At 39.3% G+C, this 22316-nt stretch carries 21 protein-coding genes, 1 rRNA gene and 1 other annotated feature (1 of these 23 running past the window's edge); of the genes, 5 read left to right on the forward strand and 17 right to left on the reverse strand.

Translation table 11 applies throughout. From position 1 onward, the window contains the following. Positions 1 to 1202: ribosomal RNA gene (locus IGJ39_RS13765) — 16S ribosomal RNA — on the reverse strand; it reaches 359 nt to the left of the window's first position. A gap of 884 nt (positions 1203 to 2086) precedes the next feature. On the opposite strand from IGJ39_RS13765, the gene IGJ39_RS13770 reads away from it, so the two are divergent. The 3 genes from IGJ39_RS13770 (at position 2087) to serS (ending at position 5528) form a co-directional block, all read left to right on the forward strand. Further along, positions 2087 to 2776, forward strand: coding sequence for a response regulator transcription factor (locus IGJ39_RS13770; protein WP_010734587.1), 690 nt, complete (start codon positions 2087 to 2089; stop codon positions 2774 to 2776). Next, entirely contained in the window at positions 2763 to 3968 is a 1206-nt protein-coding gene (locus IGJ39_RS13775) for a sensor histidine kinase (protein ID WP_023520586.1), read from the forward strand. Before IGJ39_RS13770 ends, IGJ39_RS13775 begins: the two co-directional genes overlap by 14 nt. 25 nt (positions 3969 to 3993) lie before the next feature. Further along, positions 3994 to 4206 (forward strand) — a binding site (T-box leader). Positions 4207 to 4256: 50 nt separating this feature from the next. Next, on the forward strand, positions 4257 to 5528 hold the full coding sequence (gene serS / locus IGJ39_RS13780) for a serine--tRNA ligase (RefSeq protein WP_019722876.1): 1272 nt from the start codon (positions 4257 to 4259) through the stop codon (positions 5526 to 5528). A 69-nt stretch (positions 5529 to 5597) separates the two neighbouring features. Here the strand turns inward: serS and guaB are convergent, their stop codons facing one another. From guaB to IGJ39_RS13830, 10 genes are all read right to left on the reverse strand, one after another. Continuing rightward, complete coding sequence (gene guaB / locus IGJ39_RS13785) at positions 5598 to 7082, reverse strand: IMP dehydrogenase (RefSeq protein WP_010734584.1); 1485 nt, start codon at positions 7080 to 7082, stop codon at positions 5598 to 5600. 277 nt (positions 7083 to 7359) lie between these two features. After that, a complete protein-coding gene (locus IGJ39_RS13790; protein ID WP_019722877.1) occupies positions 7360 to 7692 on the reverse strand; it encodes a hypothetical protein in 333 nt (110 codons plus the stop codon). Positions 7693 to 7941: 249 nt separating this feature from the next. Beyond that, on the reverse strand, positions 7942 to 8637 hold the full coding sequence (locus IGJ39_RS13795; RefSeq protein WP_019722878.1) for a DUF1129 domain-containing protein: 696 nt from the start codon (positions 8635 to 8637) through the stop codon (positions 7942 to 7944). 80 nt (positions 8638 to 8717) lie between these two features. Further along, positions 8718 to 9818, reverse strand: a complete 1101-nt coding sequence (ychF, locus tag IGJ39_RS13800; protein WP_010734581.1) for a redox-regulated ATPase YchF — start codon at positions 9816 to 9818, stop codon at positions 8718 to 8720. An 8-nt stretch (positions 9819 to 9826) separates the two neighbouring features. Then, a complete protein-coding gene (locus IGJ39_RS13805; protein WP_010734580.1) occupies positions 9827 to 10018 on the reverse strand; it encodes a DUF951 domain-containing protein in 192 nt (63 codons plus the stop codon). 18 nt (positions 10019 to 10036) lie between these two features. Next, positions 10037 to 10927 carry a ParB/RepB/Spo0J family partition protein gene (locus tag IGJ39_RS13810; protein WP_010734579.1) on the reverse strand — a complete coding sequence of 297 codons (891 nt, stop codon included), beginning with the start codon at positions 10925 to 10927 and terminating at the stop codon, positions 10037 to 10039. Beyond that, positions 10914 to 11681: a ParA family protein gene (locus tag IGJ39_RS13815; protein WP_010734578.1), complete on the reverse strand. Its 768-nt coding sequence runs from the start codon at positions 11679 to 11681 to the stop codon at positions 10914 to 10916. The genes IGJ39_RS13810 and IGJ39_RS13815 overlap by 14 nt, the downstream gene beginning before the upstream one ends. Positions 11682 to 11692: 11 nt before the next feature. After that, the gene (rsmG, locus tag IGJ39_RS13820) at positions 11693 to 12406 is read right to left on the reverse strand and encodes a 16S rRNA (guanine(527)-N(7))-methyltransferase RsmG (RefSeq protein ID WP_010734577.1); all 714 of its coding nucleotides are present in this window, start codon (positions 12404 to 12406) and stop codon (positions 11693 to 11695) included. 286 nt (positions 12407 to 12692) lie between these two features. Continuing rightward, on the reverse strand, positions 12693 to 14042 hold the full coding sequence (locus tag IGJ39_RS13825) for a lipase family protein (RefSeq protein WP_019722880.1): 1350 nt from the start codon (positions 14040 to 14042) through the stop codon (positions 12693 to 12695). Beyond that, positions 14042 to 14560: a hypothetical protein gene (locus IGJ39_RS13830; RefSeq protein WP_019722881.1), complete on the reverse strand. Its 519-nt coding sequence runs from the start codon at positions 14558 to 14560 to the stop codon at positions 14042 to 14044. Before IGJ39_RS13830 ends, IGJ39_RS13825 begins: the two co-directional genes overlap by 1 nt. A gap of 275 nt (positions 14561 to 14835) precedes the next feature. Here IGJ39_RS13830 and IGJ39_RS13835 point away from each other — a divergent pair, with 275 nt between their 5' ends. Beyond that, positions 14836 to 15360 carry a VanZ family protein gene (locus IGJ39_RS13835; protein WP_029593983.1) on the forward strand — a complete coding sequence of 175 codons (525 nt, stop codon included), beginning with the start codon at positions 14836 to 14838 and terminating at the stop codon, positions 15358 to 15360. A gap of 79 nt (positions 15361 to 15439) precedes the next feature. Here the strand turns inward: IGJ39_RS13835 and mnmG are convergent, their stop codons facing one another. Then, positions 15440 to 17341 carry a tRNA uridine-5-carboxymethylaminomethyl(34) synthesis enzyme MnmG gene (mnmG, locus tag IGJ39_RS13840; protein ID WP_019722883.1) on the reverse strand — a complete coding sequence of 634 codons (1902 nt, stop codon included), beginning with the start codon at positions 17339 to 17341 and terminating at the stop codon, positions 15440 to 15442. 14 nt (positions 17342 to 17355) lie between these two features. Continuing rightward, positions 17356 to 18753, reverse strand: coding sequence for a tRNA uridine-5-carboxymethylaminomethyl(34) synthesis GTPase MnmE (gene mnmE / locus IGJ39_RS13845; RefSeq protein WP_019722884.1), 1398 nt, complete (start codon positions 18751 to 18753; stop codon positions 17356 to 17358). Between the two features lie 339 nt (positions 18754 to 19092). On the opposite strand from mnmE, the gene IGJ39_RS13850 reads away from it, so the two are divergent. Continuing rightward, complete coding sequence (locus tag IGJ39_RS13850) at positions 19093 to 19431, forward strand: heavy metal-binding domain-containing protein (RefSeq protein WP_010734567.1); 339 nt, start codon at positions 19093 to 19095, stop codon at positions 19429 to 19431. 160 nt (positions 19432 to 19591) lie between these two features. On the opposite strand, the gene jag is transcribed toward IGJ39_RS13850, so the two are convergent. The 4 genes from jag to rpmH all read right to left on the reverse strand — a co-directional run bounded on the left by jag (position 19592) and on the right by rpmH (position 21777). After that, positions 19592 to 20335: an RNA-binding cell elongation regulator Jag/EloR gene (gene jag / locus IGJ39_RS13855; RefSeq protein WP_019722885.1), complete on the reverse strand. Its 744-nt coding sequence runs from the start codon at positions 20333 to 20335 to the stop codon at positions 19592 to 19594. Between the two features lie 14 nt (positions 20336 to 20349). Then, complete coding sequence (locus IGJ39_RS13860) at positions 20350 to 21171, reverse strand: YidC/Oxa1 family membrane protein insertase (RefSeq protein WP_010734565.1); 822 nt, start codon at positions 21169 to 21171, stop codon at positions 20350 to 20352. Beyond that, positions 21168 to 21524: a ribonuclease P protein component gene (gene rnpA, locus IGJ39_RS13865; RefSeq protein WP_010734564.1), complete on the reverse strand. Its 357-nt coding sequence runs from the start codon at positions 21522 to 21524 to the stop codon at positions 21168 to 21170. Before rnpA ends, IGJ39_RS13860 begins: the two co-directional genes overlap by 4 nt. Before the next feature lie 118 nt (positions 21525 to 21642). Then, positions 21643 to 21777, reverse strand: a complete 135-nt coding sequence (rpmH, locus tag IGJ39_RS13870) for a 50S ribosomal protein L34 (RefSeq protein WP_002293121.1) — start codon at positions 21775 to 21777, stop codon at positions 21643 to 21645. Between the last annotated feature and the right edge of the window lie 539 nt (positions 21778 to 22316).

A 22316-nucleotide genomic window follows, 5' to 3' on the forward strand; every position in this document is an offset into this window, starting at 1 on the left:
CACCTTCCTCCGGTTTGTCACCGGCAGTCTTGCTAGAGTGCCCAACTAAATGATGGCAACTAACAATAAGGGTTGCGCTCGTTGCGGGACTTAACCCAACATCTCACGACACGAGCTGACGACAACCATGCACCACCTGTCACTTTGCCCCCGAAGGGGAAGCTCTATCTCTAGAGTGGTCAAAGGATGTCAAGACCTGGTAAGGTTCTTCGCGTTGCTTCGAATTAAACCACATGCTCCACCGCTTGTGCGGGCCCCCGTCAATTCCTTTGAGTTTCAACCTTGCGGTCGTACTCCCCAGGCGGAGTGCTTAATGCGTTAGCTGCAGCACTGAAGGGCGGAAACCCTCCAACACTTAGCACTCATCGTTTACGGCGTGGACTACCAGGGTATCTAATCCTGTTTGCTCCCCACGCTTTCGAGCCTCAGCGTCAGTTACAGACCAGAGAGCCGCCTTCGCCACTGGTGTTCCTCCATATATCTACGCATTTCACCGCTACACATGGAATTCCACTCTCCTCTTCTGCACTCAAGTCTCCCAGTTTCCAATGACCCTCCCCGGTTGAGCCGGGGGCTTTCACATCAGACTTAAGAAACCGCCTGCGCTCGCTTTACGCCCAATAAATCCGGACAACGCTTGCCACCTACGTATTACCGCGGCTGCTGGCACGTAGTTAGCCGTGGCTTTCTGGTTAGATACCGTCAAGGGGTGAACAGTTACTCTCACCCTTGTTCTTCTCTAACAACAGAGTTTTACGATCCGAAAACCTTCTTCACTCACGCGGCGTTGCTCGGTCAGACTTTCGTCCATTGCCGAAGATTCCCTACTGCTGCCTCCCGTAGGAGTTTGGGCCGTGTCTCAGTCCCAATGTGGCCGATCACCCTCTCAGGTCGGCTATGCATCGTGGCCTTGGTGAGCCGTTACCTCACCAACTAGCTAATGCACCGCGGGTCCATCCATCAGCGGCACCGTAAAGCGCCTTTCAAAACGAAACCATGCGGTTTCGATTGTTATACGGTATTAGCACCTGTTTCCAAGTGTTATCCCCTTCTGATGGGCAGGTTACCCACGTGTTACTCACCCGTTCGCCACTCCTCTTTCCCCGGTGGAGCAAGCTCCGGTGGGGAAAGAAGCGTTCGACTTGCATGTATTAGGCACGCCGCCAGCGTTCGTCCTGAGCCAGGATCAAACTCTCATAAATAAAAGTTAGAACAATCTTGCGATTGTTAAGCTCAATTGTTTGCTAGCATATTGCTTGCTTGTTAAAAATGTTTGTTGTCTTGAATTGAATCAAGACGCCCTACACATTTGGTTTGTCTTACTTTGTTCAGTTTTCAAAGGTCTACATGATAATTGAAACACAACTGCCTCAATTTATCATTTGTGATTGCCGTAGCAACTTTTATATCTTAGCAAACTCTCGAATGATTGTCAACTATTTTTTAAAAGTTTTTTGAACTCGTTTTTCACGAGGTCGTTTTAGCAACTCACTTATAATAACTTGTTGTTTGTTATTTGTCAATCACTTTTTTCGTTTTTTTCTTTGCGAAACTAACTTCAATCAGTGAATCACTCCAAAGCAACTTCGTTATCTTATCATGTGTCAACAAACATGTCAATCACTAATTTTAAGAATCGATTTGTTTGTTTTCCGTTCTTTCGAACAAATAATAATATACCAACATCAATTTTGAAAGTCAACTAAAAAAAGGCTGATTTATCAACATTTTTAAGAGAGTCGATCATTAAAAACAGGAAGCACAAAATCATTCGTTTTTTTCGTGTTTTTTCTCCTGTTTAAACTAGTTTCACTAAGATAATGTTCACCTTTTAATTTGTTTGATCAAATTTCTTTTTTTCTTACTATTGTTGTGTAAGCGTTCTCAATTTATTACTTCGTTTAAATGATGTTTCTCCTTGATTTACATCACTTTCTATTTTAGTTTCCTCCTTTATCTTAGATTTCCCTCCTTCTACCCCCTCTTCTTCTAAAATTTTCCTTAACAAAGCGCTGCTTTTATCTATTTATCTTTTTTTTTGCTAAAATATTAAGAGTAAACACATTAATCGATGGAGGATCTATTTATGAAAATATTAATCGCAGATGACGACAAGGAAATTGTTGAATTACTTAGTATCTACGTACACAATGAAGGCTACGAAGCAGTAAAAGCCTATGATGGAAAAGAAGCATTATCAAAAGTACGAACAATCCCTGATATTGAATTACTTATTCTAGATATCATGATGCCTGAAATGGATGGCATGCAAGTAGTAAAAGAATTAAGAAAAGAATCACAAATCCCGATCATTATGTTAACAGCGAAAACGACTGATATGGATAAAATCAAAGGATTAGTAGCTGGAGCGGATGATTACGTAACAAAACCATTTAATCCTCTTGAAGTAATGGCTCGTGTGAAATCTTTGTTACGTCGCACAAAAATGCAAGTGACACCAGATCAACCGGATGTCCTAGAAGTAAATGCCTTGATCATCAATAAAGACTCACATGAAGTCAAAACAATCGATGGAAAAGAAATCCAACTGACTGCCTTAGAATTTGGTATTCTATATCTCCTTGCAAGTCATCCTAACCATGTATTCAGTGCAGATGAGATCTTTGAACGTGTCTGGAAACAAGAAAGTATCGTTTCTGCTAAAACAGTAATGGTTCATGTTAGTCATCTAAGAGATAAAATTGAAGAAGCAACTGGCGGAGAAAAAGTCATTCAAACCGTTTGGGGAGTGGGCTATAAAATTGATGCAAGATAAAAAAGTGATCGAAAAACGACGCCGGATCAATCTGACATCTAAAGAAATCAGTGAATTATTAGCAGAAGGAATCATTACGATCATCCTTCTGCTTCTATTGAATGTAGCGATGTTGGTCATTATCAGTTCGATCATCAGTAGTTCACCTTCTTTGACAAACGCTATTTGGGATTCTAAAAATATCTTTGCCCAGCGTTTAGATAGTGATTTGTTTTGGAATGGTCGAAACTTCATTTTTCCTGTGTTCTTTCTATTAGATGTTGGTGTATTATACTGGCGATTGATTCGTCGCTACCGACAAATGCAATTGCGACACATTATTAGTGAATTGCATTATATCGCTAATGGCAATTATGACCATCGTATCCCTTTCGAATTAAGCGGCGATCTTAGTCGTGTAGTCAAAAGTATCAATGGCTTAGTGGACAGTACGGTAGCGGCGATTGAAGACGAACGTAAAATCGAAAAATCAAAAGACGAACTGATTACAAACGTCAGTCATGATATTCGCACACCTTTAACATCAATTATTGGCTATTTAGGTCTTATTGAAGATGGTCAATATCAAACAGAAGAAGATTTGTTGAAATATACTCACACTGCTTATGTCAAAGCGAAACAAATGAAATCATTGGTAGAAGATCTGTTCGAGTATACCAAGGTACGTCAGCCGGCGGTTCCTGTGAATTTTTCTGCATTTGATTTGATCCAATTGATTGAACAATTGGCAGCTGATTTTGAACTAGAAGCTTCTAAAAAGGATATTCAAATTTTTGTTGAATCTCCAATCAATTCACTGATCATGGATGGTGATACCGAAAAGTTGGTTCGCGTATTCAATAATTTATTAACCAATGCCCTAAAATATGGCAAAGGAGCTACTAAAATCATCATTGAAATTGAACAACTTGGTTCAGAAGTCATCGTTGTTGTCAAAAACAATGGTGCCATGATTCCTCAACAAGCCATTGACAATCTATTTGATCGATTTTACCGCGTGGAAGAATCCCGTTCACAAGAAACTGGCGGGACAGGGCTTGGTCTAGCCATTGCACAAAGTATCGTAGCATTGCACGGTGGCTATATCTATGCGAAGTCAGATCAAGATTGGACGTCTTTTATCATGCATTTCCCGCTTAAAAAAAATGAAAAGTTAGTCGGCAATCTGACAGAACATATTGACGGAAACTAAATTTTTCGCTATTCTTAGAATACAAATAGAAGAAAACAGTGAACCCAGTACATTTTATTTTTTTCAAGAGAGCTGATGGTTGGTGCAAATCAGTAAAAAATAATTTCGAAGTTCCAGTTCACCCAATGTGCCTTTCGAAATAAGAATGGTCGGCAACAGCCGTTATCTGTTTACAAGTGCAGTCTCTACAGACTGAACTTGGGTGGTACCGCGAAACTCAAACCAGTTCGTCCCAAGATATTTCTTTGGATGAGCTGGTTTTTTTTATATAAAAAAGGAGGAAAAGTAATGTTAGATATTAAAATGATCCGTCAAAATGTTGATTATGTACAAGAAAAATTAACGTCACGTGGCGTTAAAAAAGAAATCTTAGCGGAGTTCGTGGAGTTAGATGAATCTCGTAGAAAATTGTTGGTTGAAAGTGAAGAATTGAAGAAATACCGTAATGATGTATCTGCTGAAATCGCCCAATTAAAGCGTAATAAAGAAGATGCAACTGCGAAGATCGCTGAAATGAAAGAAGTCGGTGGGAAAATCAAAGCACTAGACGAAGAAGTCGCACAAGTTGATGAAAAATTACAACAAATCGCTACAACTCTCCCTAATTTACCTCATGATTCTGTGCCGGTGGGTAAAGATGAAGAGGATAACGTGGAAGCTCGTCGCTGGAGTGAACCTCGTCAATTTGCTTTTGAACCAAAACCTCACTGGGAAATTGCTGAAAATCTAGGTATTCTTGATTTTGAACGTGGGGCAAAAGTATCAGGAAGCCGCTTTGTTTACTATAAAGGATTAGGTGCTCGCTTAGAACGTGCCCTTTATAATTTTATGTTAGATCAACACGTCTATGAACATGGCTATACTGAAATGATGACACCTTACGCTGTAAACAGCCAAGCTATGTTTGGTACTGGTCAATTTCCTAAATTTAAAGAAGATGTTTTCCAATTAGCTGATACAGATTTAACTTTGATCCCAACAGCTGAAGTTCCTTTAACAAACTACTACAGCAATGAAATCTTAGCAAAAGAAGATTTACCTGTTTACTTCACTGCACTTAGCCCAGCATTCCGTTCAGAAGCAGGTAGTGCCGGTCGTGATACTCGTGGATTGATTCGTCTTCATCAGTTCAATAAAGTAGAAATGGTGAAATTCGCTGATGCAGAACATTCATATGAAGAACTTGAAAAAATGACCGCTGACGCAGAGGACATTTTGAAAAAATTACACTTACCTTACCGTGTTATGACATTATCAACTGGAGATATGGGCTTTTCAGCAGCGAAAACGTACGATTTAGAAGTATGGATCCCTGCACAAGATACGTATCGTGAAATCAGTTCTTGCTCAAACTGTGAAGATTTCCAAGCGCGCCGTGCGATGATCCGTTACCGAGATGCAGATGGAAAAATCCATTATGCACATACACTGAATGGTTCTGGTTTAGCAGTTGGCCGTACGGTTGCTGCCATCCTTGAAAACTATCAAAATGAAGATGGTTCAGTCACAGTTCCAGAAGTACTCGTGCCTTACATGGGGAACCTAAAAGTAATCAAATAAACAATAAAGCAGCTAAGTGATTCGTTGGCACGAATTGCTTAGCTGCTTTTTTTTGATCAAGAAGTTTGATTATGATTCTACAGAATAGTTTGGTGCTTCTTTCGTAATTTGTACATCATGTGGATGAGATTCTTTCAGCCCACTGCCACTCATTTGAATGAACTGTGCATCATCTCTTAATTGTTTTAGGTTTGCAGAGCCAACATAACCCATTCCAGATTTTAAGCCACCGATCATTTGGAAGAGAATATCTGCTACGCTTCCTTTGTATGCTACGCGGCCTTCAATACCTTCTGGCACTAACTTATTGGCTTCATTCGTGCCACCTTGGAAGTAACGGTCTTTTGAGCCTTTTTCCATGGCGCCTAATGAACCCATTCCACGATATGTCTTGAAGCGACGACCTTGATAGATTTCAAATTCACCTGGAGATTCATCGGTTCCTGCCAACATACTACCTAACATAACCGCATGTCCACCCGCTGCTAAAGCTTTGACGATATCACCAGAATATTTGATCCCACCATCTGCAATAATGGTTTTTCCATATTGGCGCGCAACTGAAGCTGCATCGTAAATGGCTGTTAATTGGGGAACACCCACACCAGCTACCACACGTGTCGTACAAATCGAACCAGGTCCGATACCTACTTTCACCACGTCAACACCAACATCGTATAACGCTTTTGTTGCTTCTGCTGTTGCCACATTACCGGCAATCAACGTTGCATCTTTGAAGGTTGTACGAATTTCTTGGATTTTACGGATCACGCCCGCACTATGTCCATGAGCTGTATCGATGACGATAGCATCTGCGCCAGCATCAAGTAACGCTTGGGCACGCTCAAATGTGTCACTCGTCACACCAACTGCTGCAGCTACCAACAAACGACCATGTTCATCTTTTGCTGCATTTGGAAACTCGATTACTTTTTCGATATCTTTGATCGTGATCAAACCACTTAATCGACCTGCATCATCAACGATCGGTAGTTTTTCGATTTTATGTTGTTGTAAGATTTTTTCTGCATCTTTTAGAGAAGTGCCTACTGGGGCTGTTACTAAGTTTTCTTTTGTCATGACTTCGCTGATTTCGATATGGAAGTCTGTAACAAAACGCATATCACGGTTTGTAATGATTCCTACTAATTTGCGGTTTTCCAATGTTTCGACGATTGGAACTCCACTGATACGGTATCTGCTCATTAATTCTTCAGCATCTGCGACCAAGTGTTGTGGTGTCAAGAAGAATGGGTCAATGATTACACCACTTTCAGAACGTTTCACTTTACGTACTTCGTCTGCTTGTTCGCTGATTGTCATGTTTTTATGGATGACACCTAGACCACCCTGTCTTGCCATAGCAATCGCCATTTTGCTGTCAGTAACTGTATCCATACTTGCACTGATGATAGGAATATTCAATTTGATATTTTTTGCTAATTGTACACTCATATCCACTTCGTTTGGTAACACGTGACTTTCTGCTGGTATCAATAAGACATCATCAAAAGTAAATCCTTTTTTCGTGAACTTTGTTTCCCAGTTGGACATTTTTAGTACCACTCCTCTTGTTTAGTTTATCTACTAAAATAATCGATTTTCTTTTGTAAGTCAACAACTTCTACTAATCCCTTGTTTTTTCTAAGGAACTACTCAGTGAATCCTAAAAAAAGAACGTACCAGCATAATGAAGCGTCTCCTAATGTTTGATCAAGATCAAATGTTAGTTAGCGCTTTCGTCTTACACTGCACGTTCTTTTTTCTTACTCAATATTTTTACTAAACTGAAACGAGTACACTTCAAGAAAGAAAAGATGCGATTCACTTTTTAAACATTTGCTTCGATCGATTCTTTGATCTTTTCAATCTCATTCAAATAATATAGTTTATAGGGAATGCTTAAGCCTTTTTTCTTCGTCTCTTCGTCAAGATACTTTTCATCGACATCGGTATACACAAATAAATCAGCAGTTAGTGTCTCTGGGTTTCTTGTATTATAGCTAATGAAATCCAGCTCGATTTCTGGTCCTAAAACAGACCGCATTTCTTTTTGAAACTTTCTTCCATGCCCAAGAATAAATTGTCCAGTTTTGATTCCGGCATAACCAAACAGAGGCACTCCGTCAGCATTGATAGAAAATATCCATTTGACTTTTTTCATATTCATTCACCCCTCATCGTTTAACTATCTCGCTCAACATGTTTTATAACATCAGTGATTATCTCTATTATTTGATAATAACACTCTTTTATTATTTTTTATAATAATAAAAGAGTGTTTTGAGATCATGGTCGTCACTGTCAAATCAATAGAAATAAACAATAAAAAAGAGAACGGGCAGCGTAATGCTAACACATTCTCTTCTTTATTGTTCGTCTCGTAAGTCACATAATTTCTAAGTCCAATAAATTATCTTCTTGGAACAGAAAGACTGCCAACGATGCCATATTTTTTCTTTAAATAGTAACGCAACGCAAGAGCTGCTGCACCGATGATGATGATCACTACTGGATCTAATAACGGGTTAACGATTGGTGGCAACAAGGTTGTTGCTGAAAAAGCAATGACCCAGATCAATGTCGTTCCACCCAAAATCAACAAGGTTTTACCCATTCCAGGTTTTTTACTACGATCAGCACCTGGATACTCATACTGGTAAATATACTTGTACATCAAGTAAAAGACCCATCCACCAATAGCTGAACCTAGTACAAGTGTGGTGATTCCATAAGCAGGCGTTGTTTCACGTGAAAACAATCCAGTGATTGCGATCATGACACTCAATAATCCGAGTAAGAGTAATGTATTGTCCAACCACATCAACGTTGGTGTCGAAGAAGTTTTCACTTCAACCGGTTTATTGATGATTGCTTCTGTTCTTTCAGATACCGTTCCAAATAATTGGCGGGCTGTTTTCCCACCTTTTTGTTCGGATACTAAAACGGGTAACATCTCATGCAAAGCCGTTACTTTTTCTTCTTCTGATAAATTCGCTGCTTCTAGCGACTTCTTTAAGTCAAAAATATATTGTTGATTACGTTTTGTTAGTTGTTCTTCTAACTGCGCATTTTCTTTTACGATTTCGCGTAACTGTTCTGCTTCCATTATTTTACAGTCCTCCTTAGACGCTGACGGTTGTCACAAAAGACATTTTAACATATCACATACACCGTATGATAGCCTTTTTATACATTAAAACGGAATAACATAACGTCGCCATCTTGAACGACATAGTCTTTCCCTTCTAATCGTACACGTCCGGCTTCTTTCGCTGCGTGCATCGTTCCGTATTGGTCTAAATCTTCAAATGAGACTGTTTCTGCACGGATAAAGCCACGTTCAAAATCGGTATGGATGATTCCTGCAGCTTGTGGCGCTTTGATTCCTTTTTTGAACGTCCACGCACGAACTTCTTGTTCACCTGCTGTAAAGTATGTTGCTAATCCTAATAGGTCATACGCCGCACGAATCAATTGATCCAACCCTGACTCTTCAATGCCTAATGCTTCAAGAAACTCTGCTTTATCTTCGTCATCCAGCTCAGCAATTTCTTCTTCTGCTCTGGCGCTAACGACAATCACTTCTGCGTTTTCTTCTGCAGCAAAATTGCGGACTGCTTGAACATATTCATTCGCATCTGCATTTGCTACTTCATCTTCTGCCACATTCGCCACATACAAGATCGGTTTTGTTGTTAACAAGAATAAAGATTTAACGATTTTTTGTTCTTCTTCTGTAAATTCGATCGAACGTGCTGAACGTCCATCTTCTAATACTGGTTTGATTTTCTCTAACACCGCTAATTCAGCGACTGCATCTTTATCTTTTGTTTTTGCAATTTTTGCCACACGTGTATAGCGCTTCGTCACTGACTCTAAATCTGCTAAGACAAGCTCTAGATTGATCGTATCGATATCTGCTAAAGGATCGACACGTCCTTCTACGTGTGTGATGTTGTCATCGTCAAAACAACGAACGACATGACAGATTGCATCTACTTGTCGAATATGACTTAAAAATTGGTTTCCTAATCCTTCACCTTTACTTGCCCCCTTAACGATTCCAGCAATATCTGTAAATTCAAAGGTTGTTGGTACAGTTTTCTTTGGTTTTACTAATTCTGTTAAACGTTGTAAACGCCAATCAGGTACTTCAACCATTCCAATATTTGGATCAATAGTCGCAAAAGGATAGTTGGCAGCCTCTGCTCCCGCCTTTGTAATTGCATTGAACAAAGTTGATTTTCCTACGTTGGGTAAACCCACAATTCCAGCAGTTAATGCCATAAATTCATTCACTCTTTCTCTACATTTTTTTCAAGTACTTTTTTCATTTTTTTCTCAAATTCTCGACGGGTCATCATCACGATATGACCGCAATTCATACATTTGATTTTGATATCAGCGCCCATTCGGATGATCTCCCAACGGTTCGTTTGACAAGCATGAGGTTTTTTCATTTCTACGATATCATGTAAGTCGTACATAACATAGCCTCCCTCTGTTTATTCTTCATCAAATTGAATATTTAGAATATCAAGAATTCTAGTTAAATCATTTTGTGAAAGATATTCGATTTCGATTTTACCTTTCCCATTCTTTTCTTGGATGGCGACACTTGTTCCAAATTTATCCATCAAGCGATCTTCACTCTCACGGATATAATACGGTTTTTCCTTTGCTAAACGTGGGATTTTTTTCTTTTCTTGCCCATCATTTTGATTCAGCTCGGAAACAATCTGCTCTAATTGTCGAACCGTTAGATTTTCTGTGACGACACGATTGGCTAATTTTAATATCAATTGTTTATTTTTTAATCCAAGTAACGTACGAGCTTGTCCCATAGATAATCGTTGATCTTGGACCATTTCTTTCACTAAATCAGGCAATGTCAATAAACGCAAATAGTTTGCGATATAAGGACGACTTTTCCCTAAACGACTTGCGACTTCAGCTTGTGTCAACTTTAAGTTCTTCATCAACATCTCGTAAGCTTCTGCTTCTTCTAAAGGATTCAAGTCTTCACGTTGTAAGTTTTCTAAAACTGCAACTTGCATCATCGCTTCTTCGTCGAAATCTCTGACAATTGCAGGAATCGTTTCTTTGCCAGCTAACTTAGACGCCCGGAAACGACGTTCACCTGCGATGATCTCATAACCTTTCACCGACGAACGACGAACAATGATCGGTTGAAAGACGCCGGAGTACTCGATCGAGTTCGCTAATTCTTGCAATGATACTTCTTCAAATGTTTTACGTGGTTGATACGGATTAGGACGCAATTCGTTTAGTGGCAACTGAATAACAGTTTCATCTTTCACGTTGACTGTTTCTAAATTTTCCAAATCTTGAAACAGCGCGTCGATTCCCCGACCTAGTCCTTTACTTTTCTTCACGATCGACCACTTCCTTTGCTAATGCTTGATACACTTCAGCGCCTCTGGAACGCGGATCATAATCAATGATAGGTTTTCCATGACTTGGTGCCTCTGACAAACGAATGTTTCGAGGAATCACTGTGTCATACACTTTTTCACGGAAATACTTCCGTACTTCTTCCACCACTTCATTCCCTAGATTCGTTCGAGCGTCATACATCGTCAATAACACGCCTTCGATTTCCAATTCAGGGTTGAAGTGTTTTTGTACCAAGCGAACAGTATTCAGCAGTTGACTTAACCCTTCTAACGCATAGTATTCACACTGCACAGGGATCAAAATCGAATCACTTGCAGTAAATGAGTTGATGGTTAGATGACCTAAAGATGGCGGACAATCAATTAAAATGTAGTCATACTGATCGTTGACTTCAGCCAGTGAACTTTTTAAACGTGATTCTCTTGCCATCATTGAGGTCAATTCAATTTCCGCTCCCGCTAATTGAAGAGTGGCAGGCACAATACTCAAGTTTTCATGTTCAGTAGCAATTGTCGCTTCAGCAATTGGTAACTCATTGACTAATACATCATAAATATCTTGTGTCACATCAGGTTTACGAATGCCTACTCCGCTAGTGGCATTTCCTTGTGCATCCATATCTACTAGCAACACTTGTTTACCTAAACTGGCTAAACAAGCACCTAGATTTACAGTTGTCGTTGTTTTACCAACGCCGCCTTTTTGATTTGCAACGGATATAATTTGTGCCATCTCTTCTCCTCCTACTTGATTGGTTGCTTATTCGGCAACCCAGGTTTTCTTGGATACTTCTTCGGTGTTGGTTTCTTCTTCTGTATAATCAGAATGTGGCGTTTGTCCGAGATTTTAGGTAGTTCAATTGCTTGCTCTCCGATAAATTTACCACCTAATTGCGCAATCGCTGGTTTCGCTTCTGCCAATTCTTCTTCGCTTTTCGCAGCTTTCAGTGCATAGAAATAGCCCTCTTGTTTCACTAATGGTAAACACAGTTCCGTCAATACATTCAAACGTGCCACTGCACGAGCAGTCACAAAATCAAATGATGCACGGAATTGCGGATTTTGCCCAAATGTTTCTGCACGATCATGATAAAGAGATGCATCGATTTCTAATTGATTCGTTAACTCAGTTAAAAAAGTGATTCGCTTATTCAAGGAATCAACAATCGTTATTTGTAACTCAGGAAAAGCAATTTTTAAAGGAATACTTGGGAACCCAGCTCCTGAGCCGACGTCACATAAAGTCAGGCCAGTTGAAAAATCAACATCAAATGCCAATGTCAATGAATCATAAAAGTGTTTTAAGTAAACCTCTTCTCGATCAGTGATCGCCGTCAAATTCATTTTTTCATTCCACTCGACTAATAAATGAAAATAACGGTCAAACTGCGCCATTTGCTTATCTGATAAATGAATGTCTTTTTCTGCCAAGACTTGGCGAAATTCTTCTGGTGTCATAATTTGTCCTTTCATTGTGAAACAGCTAATTGTTTCACAGAATCTCTTCCTACTTTAACGCAAAATGAGCTGAGTTGCAATCTTTCTATATATAAATTTAAAGGAGGTTATGCCAAATTCGGAAGTAGGTAAATTCTACTTCTAAAATAAAAAAATAATCAGCCCTCGGACAACACAAAAAGAGTGTTCTGCCCGTTGCTCACACTCCTTTATTTTCTATTATTTAGTTAGACAACAGTCACTTCTCAATAGGGCCTTTATCGATCGTTCACTTTTGTAGCAAGTGTTAGAACAATTGATTCGCTAATTCTTTGTCCTGAGCCACCATTTCATTAATCTTTTGGGTAATTTCATCGGCGAGTGTTTGAAACTGTTCTGACATCTGATCAATTTGGCGAATCTTATCTCTAAATTCCTGTGTTGGTTCATCGACAATCTCCCATTTTGTACAATCCACTTCGGCTAATGTTTCAATTACCTCGTTATAAGTTAAATGCGGCGTATAATTGCGTATTCTTCTCAACCAGTCATTCCATAACTCTTCCAACTCCGTGATCCCGTTTTGGTAAATCACGCGAACATTGCCCATCGCCTCATCAAATTTACTTGCTGCGGTCCGTACGACAGCCAATGCTTGGCTATCCTCTAAATAAATTTTTTCTGACCGAGAAAGTCCGCCACCACTTGCAGTCAGCTTCTGCTGTAACTCTTTTAAGGTCAAGAATTCTTTGATTTGAACCTTGAGCCACTCATTTTCTTCTTTCAAACGCTTGATTTCATCTAGCGTATGTTCGCCACTGACTGCTAGTAGTTTGATCGTTGCTTCGTTTTCAAAAAGTGTTTGTTGCCACAAAGTTGGGGCTAAAAATATCCCCCCATTGCCATCAACGTATACGATGATCTGGCCATGCTTATCGATATAATTTCCCTCTTCATCCGTTCTGAATTGATCCAGCGAATGGCCAAATGTTTCCCAGCCCGAATTATCGATTCCAAAACTATTGATTGGAAGCATCCCTTTCCCACCAGTGAAAAGCCCACTCGTGACGACATCCGAAGTGTCGTAGATATTGATCAGGGTACCGGGATGATTATCAAATAATGCTTGTGCAAGCCCTGGTCCTGCCGCGCCGTACGTCACACTGTCATAACCATTGAGCCCTGCGACAAAAAGTGCTTTAGCTCCACCTAACGAGTGCCCAGTCGTTGAGATCGTATAGCCAGCTGATTTGGGATACTGCTTTTCAATTTCACGGGCATAGTTTAAAGCGGAGAAAAATGCGCCATCTGGATGTTTATTACTTCGACCAATTTCCTCAAGGTTTGTGTGCCAATCTTTGAGCGAAGTCGTGCCAGCATAGGCAATCGTCAGGTTTTTGGTGATGACGGAGTCGGGGAAGCCAGGGACTTTTTTTAATTGCTCTTCATTGTACCCAAGATATTCCTCTTTTATTTTAGCAACTACCATTGCTTGCATACTATTTTTCTTTGGCTTAGATTCATTACCGATTTTGTCTTTATTTGTATCTACTGTTTTTATGACTATATAAGGGATTTCTTTTACTAGATGATTTACTTTTATCAATCCATCTTCAACTTTATACACAGAATCAGATAGCCACCTATTTTGATCCATCAATCTATCCCTCCTTCGTAATAGATAATTTGTTCATCTGCCATAATCGAATTAATTTTTTCTTTTCTTTTTGTAATATAATAAGGACCAGTTCCAGTGCTATCAGAAATCATGTATATAGGTTTATTTGTTTCTGCGGAAATAGTACTTAAACTTACTTCCTCCTCATATACTCCATTTACAGTGAAATAAATGGTCAAAAAATTCATCGGACTCACTGAATATCCAGTAAATTCAATTTTAGTTATCTCCGCATATTCTCTGACCTCCAACAATGCTTTCAAATATTCTTCTGTTGTCATTTCTCCTTGTCCATGGTCATATTTCCTGAAGATTTCTTCTTCTTTTTCTCGATTGTTTATATAGAGCCGATAATTGTTATACACATAATTTGCCAGATCTTTCTGTATTTCCAGCAATTCTTGGCGATCTTCTTGTCTCTTATGCATATACATTTTTCCTCCGATTCCTCCTAAGATAATTATTACTAACACACCTAGCCAATATCGTTTCTTCATATATCCTCCTTTCAGTTAGCTACTATTTTTGTCGATGCTTCACAATAAGATACGTATACTTCATTTTATTCTGCGATCTTATTTTAACATTTAGTTATTTTATGTATACTTATAGAGAGAAAGATAATTATTGTGACGTATGTTCGTCTATAAAGCTCATCTCAATTGATTATAACAAAAATAAGGAGGTTTTTTAGATCGAAGCAAAAATAAAATTGTTATTTTTAAGATTTTTAATGCTACTATCTTGCTTACTTTTTTCTCGATGGTTTTTCATGCGTTATCTCTACTATTATTCTATTACACTTTTCCCACCATCTGGCCCTGTCGATTTTTGGGTTCCTTTCTTCTTAGTGATAATTATTGCACTGTCCCTTTATGTCACTTTACAGTGTGTTTTTACTAGAAAAATCTATCGGGAATGGCTAATCTTTTTTTCTTTTCTCTATCTCTCTTTTCTCATTTATTTACTTTTCTTGAAAAACATTGGGATACGAGGAATGGAACTTCAGCTTTTTTCGTGGGTGAAGGATTTGATTTCCGGTGATCCAATGATTGTGCTGTTTAATTTTTTGATGTTTCTTCCGCTAGGCTGGATTTTACCATTGAGTTGGAAGAGTAGTTGCTTGGTCATTTTATCTGTCTTAGGAGTTGAATGGATTCAATATTTCTTTTACCTAGGGATCTTTGATTTGGGCGATGTTGTTGTAAATACTTGTGGGTTTCTTTTAGGCGCATGTATACATAGATGGCTGATCAGTCAATGGAATATCCAGGTTTCTTCTTTTTTACATAAGTAATTTACTCTATGTTCTTTCTAATAAAAAAAGAGCCGACGAATCAATCATTCGTCAGCTCTTTCTTTGTTTAGTGCTTTATTTAAGCAGATGTTTCCACTTTCGCAATCTTCCCTTGTTCAATATAGACCATCAAGATGCTTAGGTCCGCTGGATTGACACCGCTGATGCGGCTTGCTTGTGCGATGGTTTCTGGACGGATTTTTTGAAGCTTTTGTTTTGCTTCCGTTGCTAATCCGTTGATCGCAGCGTAGTCAATGTTTTCTGGGATGCGTTTGGCTTCCATCCGTTTTAGTTTTTCTACTTTTTCTAATGCTTTTTTGATGTATCCTTCGTATTTTAGTTGAATTTCAACTTGCTCGATTTCTTTACGTGTTAATTCTGGATTTTCTGGAATAAATCGTAACAGATCGGCATAACTGATTTCTGGACGGCGCAAGAAATCACTTGCTAGTACACCATCTTTTAATGGTGCAGCATTTAATTCTGCTAAAAAGGCTTGGACTTCTGCTGTCGGTTTGATACGAACGTTCATCAAACGTTTGATTTCTTGTTCAACTGCTGCTTTCTTTTTCAAGTAAGCAGCATATTGATCTTCTTTTACTAAACCGATCTGGTGACCCATTTCTGTTAGGCGCAGATCAGCATTATCATGACGAAGAAGTAAACGATATTCTGCTCGGGACGTCAGTAAGCGATAAGGTTCATTCGTTCCTTTCGTGACTAAATCATCGATCATGACACCGATATAGCCGTCACTACGTTTGATGACTAATGGCTCTTTTCCTTGAACTTTCAATGCTGCATTGATTCCTGCAATCAGCCCTTGTCCCGCTGCTTCTTCATATCCACTTGTCCCATTGGTTTGACCGGCCGTATAAAGATTTTCTACGACTTTCGTTTCTAATGTTGGACGCAACTGGTGTGGTTCGACCACATCGTACTCAATGGCATAGCCCGTACGCATCATCTCTGCTTTTTCTAATCCAGCAATCGAATGCAACATATCCACTTGGACGTCTTCTGGAAGTGAAGTTGAAAGCCCTTGAACATACACTTCTTCTGTATTCAATCCTTCTGGTTCTAAAAAGAGTTGATGACGTGGTTTGTCTGCAAAACGGACGATTTTGTCTTCAATTGAAGGACAGTAACGTGCGCCGACGCCTTCAACGATTCCTGTAAACATTGGTGCGCGGTGTAGATTGTCACGAATGATTTGATGGGTCGTTTCACCTGTATAAGTCAACCAACAAGGTTCTTGTTCTAAGTTATAGGCACTGTCCGGCGTGGCAAAGCTAAAATGATTTGGCTCCTTGTCCCCCGGTTGTTCTTCTGTGACAGAGTAATCGATCGTACTTGATTTCACACGTGGAGGCGTTCCGGTTTTAAAACGATCAATGGCAAAACCTAATTCTTTTAAATGATTGGCTAAACCAATTGATGGTTGTGAGTTATTCGGACCAGACGAATATTTTAATTCACCGATAATAATCTCACCACGTAATGCGGTACCCGCAGTGATAACGACTGCTTTTGAACGATAGCTTGCACCGGTTGAAGTGACTACACCACGACAAACCCCATCTTCAACGATCAATTCTTCGACGATTCCTTGTCTTAACGTCAAATTGTCTTCTTTTTCAATTGTATGTTTCATTTCATTGGCATAGGCATGCTTGTCTGCTTGTGCTCGTAATGCTCGGACAGCAGGTCCTTTCCCAGTGTTCAACATTCTCATTTGAATGTATGTCTTATCAATATTTTTACCCATTTCGCCGCCTAGTGCATCAATCTCGCGAACGACAACGCCTTTGGCTGGACCGCCGACGGAAGGGTTACATGGCATAAATGCCACCATATCTAAATTGATCGTTAATAGTAACGTTTTTGATCCCATACGTGCAGCAGCCAAAGCGGCTTCTGAACCAGCATGTCCTGCGCCGACAACGATCACATCATATTCTTCTGCTTGATAATGATTCAAGAACTGTTCCTCCTTTATTTTCCAAGACAAAATTGACTAAACAATTGTGTGATCAATTCATCTTGGACACTATCTCCTACGACTTCACCAAGGTAATCCCAACAGCGAGTCATATCCATTTGAACGAGGTCAACAGGCATGCCCGCATCGATTCCTGCGATCACTTCTTGTAAAGAGATGGCCGCTTTTTCGAGCAAGGCAATATGACGGGTATTGGATACATAAGTTGCATCTCTTTCGCCAGTTTGCCCGCCAAAGAACAACTCAGAGATGGCCATTTCTAATCGGTCTAACCCTTCATTATTGGCAACCGAAACAGCGAATACTGGTTCATCCTCGATCAATGATAAAAGCTTGTCTTCCTCTAATTGTTTCGGTAAATCAGTTTTATTCAATAGAATGATCCGCTTCAATCCTTTTGTTGCTTCCAACAACTGTTCATCTTCAATTGTCAACGGCTCGCTTTGATTCAAGACAAGTAAGATCAATTCAGATTCTGCCAAAGCTTTACGACTACGAGCAACACCGATTTGTTCCACGATATCTTCTGTCTCCCGAATACCTGCTGTGTCGATCAGTTTCAACGGTACGCCACGAACATTGACGTATTCTTCAATCACATCTCTTGTCGTTCCCGCAATATCTGTCACGATGGCTTTTTCTTCTCGTAATAAATGGTTCAGTAAGCTTGACTTGCCAACGTTTGGACGACCGATGATGGCCGTACTTAATCCTTCTCGTAAGACCTTGCCTTGTTGTGATGTTGCTAAAAGAACTTCGATACGTTGTTGGATCATCTGCGCTTTTTCTAATAGAAGTTTTGTCGTCAATTCTTCGACATCATCATATTCAGGGTAATCGATATTCACTTCGACTTGTGCTAATGTCTCTAAAATTTCTTGTCGAAGGGAACGGATCAATGCAGACAGATTCCCATCTAATTGGTTCAACGCGACACCCATCGCCTTGTCTGTTTTGGCACGGATCAGGTCCATGACTGCTTCAGCTTGGGATAAATCAACTCGTCCATTTAAAAAGGCACGCTTTGTAAATTCTCCTGGCTCTGCTAAACGTGCGCCTTCTCTTAATAGAAGCTGTAAAATTTGATTGACGACAACGATGCCCCCATGACAATTGATTTCTACAACATCTTCTCGGGTAAATGTTCGTGGTGCGCGCATGACGGATACCATGACTTCATCGACTAATTGTTCACTTTTGGGATCGACGATATGCCCATAATGAATCGTATGACTAGGAACATCCAACAACTGTTTATTGCCACTTTGATAGACTTTATTGGCAATGGTCAGCGCTTGATCACCGCTTAAACGCACAATACTTATCGCCCCTTCTCCGGGTGGCGTAGAGATTGCTGCAATCGTATCAAATTCTAAGGTTATTTCAGCCATTTTTTCACTTCCTTTTTCATTTTACGCACAAAAAAAGTGCCCACTTCACCCTTTGCAATAAATGGTGAACTTCGCACTTTGACTGCTTGTTCTGTTTAAATTCTGGTCATAGACTATCATATCTAATTCTAGTAATCAAGCTTTTTTGTTTATTTTTATGAGAGTCACTAATCAATCTTAAACTTTTTCTGCACAGGATTCTTTTGATTGAAACTATCATTAGATCACTCTCTATAGAAGTAAATCTACTCTTATATCTTTATCTTTGTTCCAAAAAACGTTACACTTAAATGGTAACGGTATCTACATACTTTTTCTTTACCGAAAGGAGCAAAAATTATGGCCCAATTTAAGCCTAGTGCAGTAGACGGAGTAGATGATCCACGAATCAATGAAGTGGTGTTATCGACAGGGAATATCAATCAAAAATATATCGTCAGAGATATCGTATTTGTCGCAGAATGTATTGAAGGAGACTTATTCGACCCTACATTCAATAGTGATGACATGTTCTTGACAACAAAACAAAAATTAAAAAAGAAAGTGTTAGATTATGGCGCAAATGCAGTCATCAATTGTCACTTTGAATATCAACAAAAACCCCGAGATGGCAAACAGATCATCGAACTTTTTGCTTACGGTACCGTGATCCAATTTGTCCAGACAACGATTGGCTGATCACAAAAAAACGTGCAGAGCTTTCGCTCTGCACGTTTTTTCTACCAAAGTAAAGACTACCATCGTATACTCCGATAAGAATGATTTCTAATAAAATATACTTTGTTTGGAAAAGTTTGTCAATCTGATCGCAAGATTTTGATTCTTCTCTTCGTAATCGCTATTTGGCTGGTTCGACAACTAAGTAACGATATGGTTCATCACCTTCTGAGTGGGTTTGTACCCCCTCATGTTTACTTAACGCCGCGTGGATTTGTTTGCGTTCAAACGCAGGCATCGGTTCTAAAAATACAGGATGTCCCGTACGCAAGACTTTTTCTGCGGTGCGTTCAGCTAAACGTTGGATGATCTCTTGTCGTTTTTCACGATAGTTGCCCACGTTTACCACGACAGAGAGTTTATTACCGGCTACTCGATGAATGAACACTTGCGCCAAATATTGCAAAGCATTTAACGTTTTTCCATGTTTGCCGATCAACAGACCTTGTTTATCCGTTTCTAAATGGAAGACGATCAAATTCGCTTCTCGTGTCATTTTTACTACAGCTGGTGCATTTAGTTGCTGGGAGATCTCAGTGAGATAGGTTGCTAATTCCGATAAAGCTGCTTCGTCACCTAATTCACTTTTTTCTTCAATCAAGTCCTCAGGTTCGATTTCACCCGTATCTTCTGTTTGAACAGATGTTTCTTCCAACACTTCTTCTACGGTTTCTTCGATCGTTTCAGAGACAACTTCGCTGATATTCGGTTCGATTGAAAGTTTGGCATTTCTTTTTCCCATTCCGAGAAATCCTTTTTTTCCTTCATCAAGTATCTCAATAGCGACTTGCTCTTTTGCTAGTCCTAACTCATTCAATCCAATTTCAACAGCTTCATCTACGGTTGCAGCTTCATAAATCGGCATTTGCATTCCCTCCCTTATTTTTTACGTTTTTTCTTAGGACTTTGTGCCTTACGCAAAGCACGTTCTTTTTCACGGATGCGTTGTGCTTCTTCTTCACGCTCACGTTTGATTTTAAATGGATTGTTGATCAATAGTGTTTGGAACACTTGGAAAGCATTTGATACTACCCAGTATAGTGAAAGTCCACTGGCTAAATTGACCCCCATAACTAAGATCATCACTGGCATCGCAAAATTCATGACTTTCAATGAAGCATTCGATTCCACTTGGCTCATGCTTGATAAATACGTACTTGCAAATGTAAAGATGGCAGCCAACACTGGTAAAATAAAGGTTGGGTCAGCGTTCCCTAAGTTCAACCACAAGAAGTGACCTTGACTCAACGCAGGAACACGAGAAATTGATTGCCATAAAGCCATTAAGATTGGCATTTGTACTAATAAAGGTAAACAACCTGCATATGGGTTTACACCATTTTCAGCATATAACCGTTGTTGTGCTTCTCTTAACTTACTTTGTGTTTCAGGATCTTTTGAACTATATTCTTGTTGGATCGCTTTTAGTTTTGGTTGAAGTTCTTGGGTCTTACGCATACTTTTTGTTTGGAAATGCATTAATGGTAATAAAATTACGCGAATGATGATCGTGAATAAAATGATCCCGATCCCAACATTTCCAAATGACAATGCTTTAATCGCTTCTGCAAAATAATAAACAATGTAGCGATCCCAAATTCCTGTACTTTGTGCGCTGACTTCTCCAGTTCCACAACCGGATAAGACGATGATCAGACCGACAAGCCCGGCCATCAAAAGTAAACGTTTGTATTTCTTCACTTACTCTTTTCCTCTCTGTCGATTATTTTTGCAAGCTTTAAGACGTGGACTAAGTTGGAGCGAATCTCATCGTAAGTCAATCCTTTAATGCTTGGTCTAGCAATCACAATAAAATCTAATTCCGGCTCAATCTCTTCTTTCAATGAATAGATCGCTGCACGGATCTTTCGTTTTACTTCATTGCGACATACAGCGTTTCCGACTTTCTTACCTACAGATAAGCCAACACGAAAATGCGGTTGTTCCTTCTTTTCTAAACGGTACACGACAAACTTACGGTTAGCAAAGGAAGCGCCGGTTTGAAACACCGCTTGGAACTCTCGTTCTTTTTTCACTCGATACGCTTTTTTCATTCGTTTTCTTTCCTTTTCTATCTCTCACTTACGCTCCCAATCATACCATATTTCCTATAAGTCTTTCACCTTTTCCTCTAAAAAAGGGCATAAAAAAAACCACTGTAACCCCAGTGGTCTAAGCTGAAAGAACTTTTCTTCCTTTACGACGACGGCTAGCTAAAACACGACGTCCATTTTTAGTACTCATACGTTTACGGAATCCGTGAACTTTTTGACGTTTACGTTTATTTGGTTGGTATGTTCTTTTCATCTTGTTCCACCTCCAGAAATTCTTATCTACATGTACATGAATTAAACACAGACATACTTTGATAGTATAACGAGTACTTAGGTGATTTGTCAATATAAAAAAAAGCTTTTATTCGAAAATACTTCTCTCATTTTATCCACAACGGTATTTTTCGCGCTGTGTTTTCAATGTGGATAAAGTTATACACAGAAGTTTTCCACAGTAATTTACCCTTAGTTTTTACACAGAATAAACAGCTGAAAATAAGTAATCCACAATTCCATAATTTCCTGTGCATTGATTTCTGTAAGTACTGTCATTATTACTTTTTTTATCCACAACCCACTGGGTAAATCTCTAGTTTTACACCACTTATCCACCTGTTGATTACTCTTGTGGATATCTTTTTTTCCTCCCTGTGTTTTTCTTCTTTTTTTTTCTTCTGGATAATGTGGATAATTGTTATAAAAAATTTTTTTCTTTTCTTTCTGTGGAAAACTTTTGTAAAAAATGCTAAATTAGTACTAGCTATTTACTTTTAATGAAGGAGGAGGCCTTGT

The organism is Enterococcus sp. AZ140, from assembly GCF_051714405.1.
In the GTDB taxonomy this organism is placed as follows: domain Bacteria; phylum Bacillota; class Bacilli; order Lactobacillales; family Enterococcaceae; genus Enterococcus_B; species Enterococcus_B pernyi.

Excerpts from the sequence above, each read along its gene's own strand:
- IGJ39_RS13770 (WP_010734587.1), top strand. The coding sequence starts at position 2,087 with ATGAAAATATTAATCGCAGATGACGACAAGGAAATTGTTGAATTACTT.
- serS (WP_019722876.1), top strand. The coding sequence starts at position 4,257 with ATGTTAGATATTAAAATGATCCGTCAAAATGTTGATTATGTACAAGAA.
- guaB (WP_010734584.1), bottom strand. The coding sequence starts at position 7,082 with ATGTCCAACTGGGAAACAAAGTTCACGAAAAAAGGATTTACTTTTGAT.
- IGJ39_RS13790 (WP_019722877.1), bottom strand. The coding sequence starts at position 7,692 with ATGAAAAAAGTCAAATGGATATTTTCTATCAATGCTGACGGAGTGCCT.
- IGJ39_RS13795 (WP_019722878.1), bottom strand. The coding sequence starts at position 8,637 with ATGGAAGCAGAACAGTTACGCGAAATCGTAAAAGAAAATGCGCAGTTA.
- ychF (WP_010734581.1), bottom strand. The coding sequence starts at position 9,818 with ATGGCATTAACTGCTGGAATTGTGGGTTTACCCAACGTAGGAAAATCA.
- IGJ39_RS13805 (WP_010734580.1), bottom strand. The coding sequence starts at position 10,018 with ATGTACGACTTACATGATATCGTAGAAATGAAAAAACCTCATGCTTGT.
- IGJ39_RS13815 (WP_010734578.1), bottom strand. The coding sequence starts at position 11,681 with ATGGCACAAATTATATCCGTTGCAAATCAAAAAGGCGGCGTTGGTAAA.
- rsmG (WP_010734577.1), bottom strand. The coding sequence starts at position 12,406 with ATGACACCAGAAGAATTTCGCCAAGTCTTGGCAGAAAAAGACATTCAT.
- IGJ39_RS13825 (WP_019722880.1), bottom strand. The coding sequence starts at position 14,042 with ATGGATCAAAATAGGTGGCTATCTGATTCTGTGTATAAAGTTGAAGAT.
- IGJ39_RS13830 (WP_019722881.1), bottom strand. The coding sequence starts at position 14,560 with ATGAAGAAACGATATTGGCTAGGTGTGTTAGTAATAATTATCTTAGGA.
- IGJ39_RS13835 (WP_029593983.1), top strand. The coding sequence starts at position 14,836 with ATGCGTTATCTCTACTATTATTCTATTACACTTTTCCCACCATCTGGC.
- mnmE (WP_019722884.1), bottom strand. The coding sequence starts at position 18,753 with ATGGCTGAAATAACCTTAGAATTTGATACGATTGCAGCAATCTCTACG.
- IGJ39_RS13850 (WP_010734567.1), top strand. The coding sequence starts at position 19,093 with ATGGCCCAATTTAAGCCTAGTGCAGTAGACGGAGTAGATGATCCACGA.
- jag (WP_019722885.1), bottom strand. The coding sequence starts at position 20,335 with ATGCCGATTTATGAAGCTGCAACCGTAGATGAAGCTGTTGAAATTGGA.
- rnpA (WP_010734564.1), bottom strand. The coding sequence starts at position 21,524 with ATGAAAAAAGCGTATCGAGTGAAAAAAGAACGAGAGTTCCAAGCGGTG.
- rpmH (WP_002293121.1), bottom strand. The coding sequence starts at position 21,777 with ATGAAAAGAACATACCAACCAAATAAACGTAAACGTCAAAAAGTTCAC.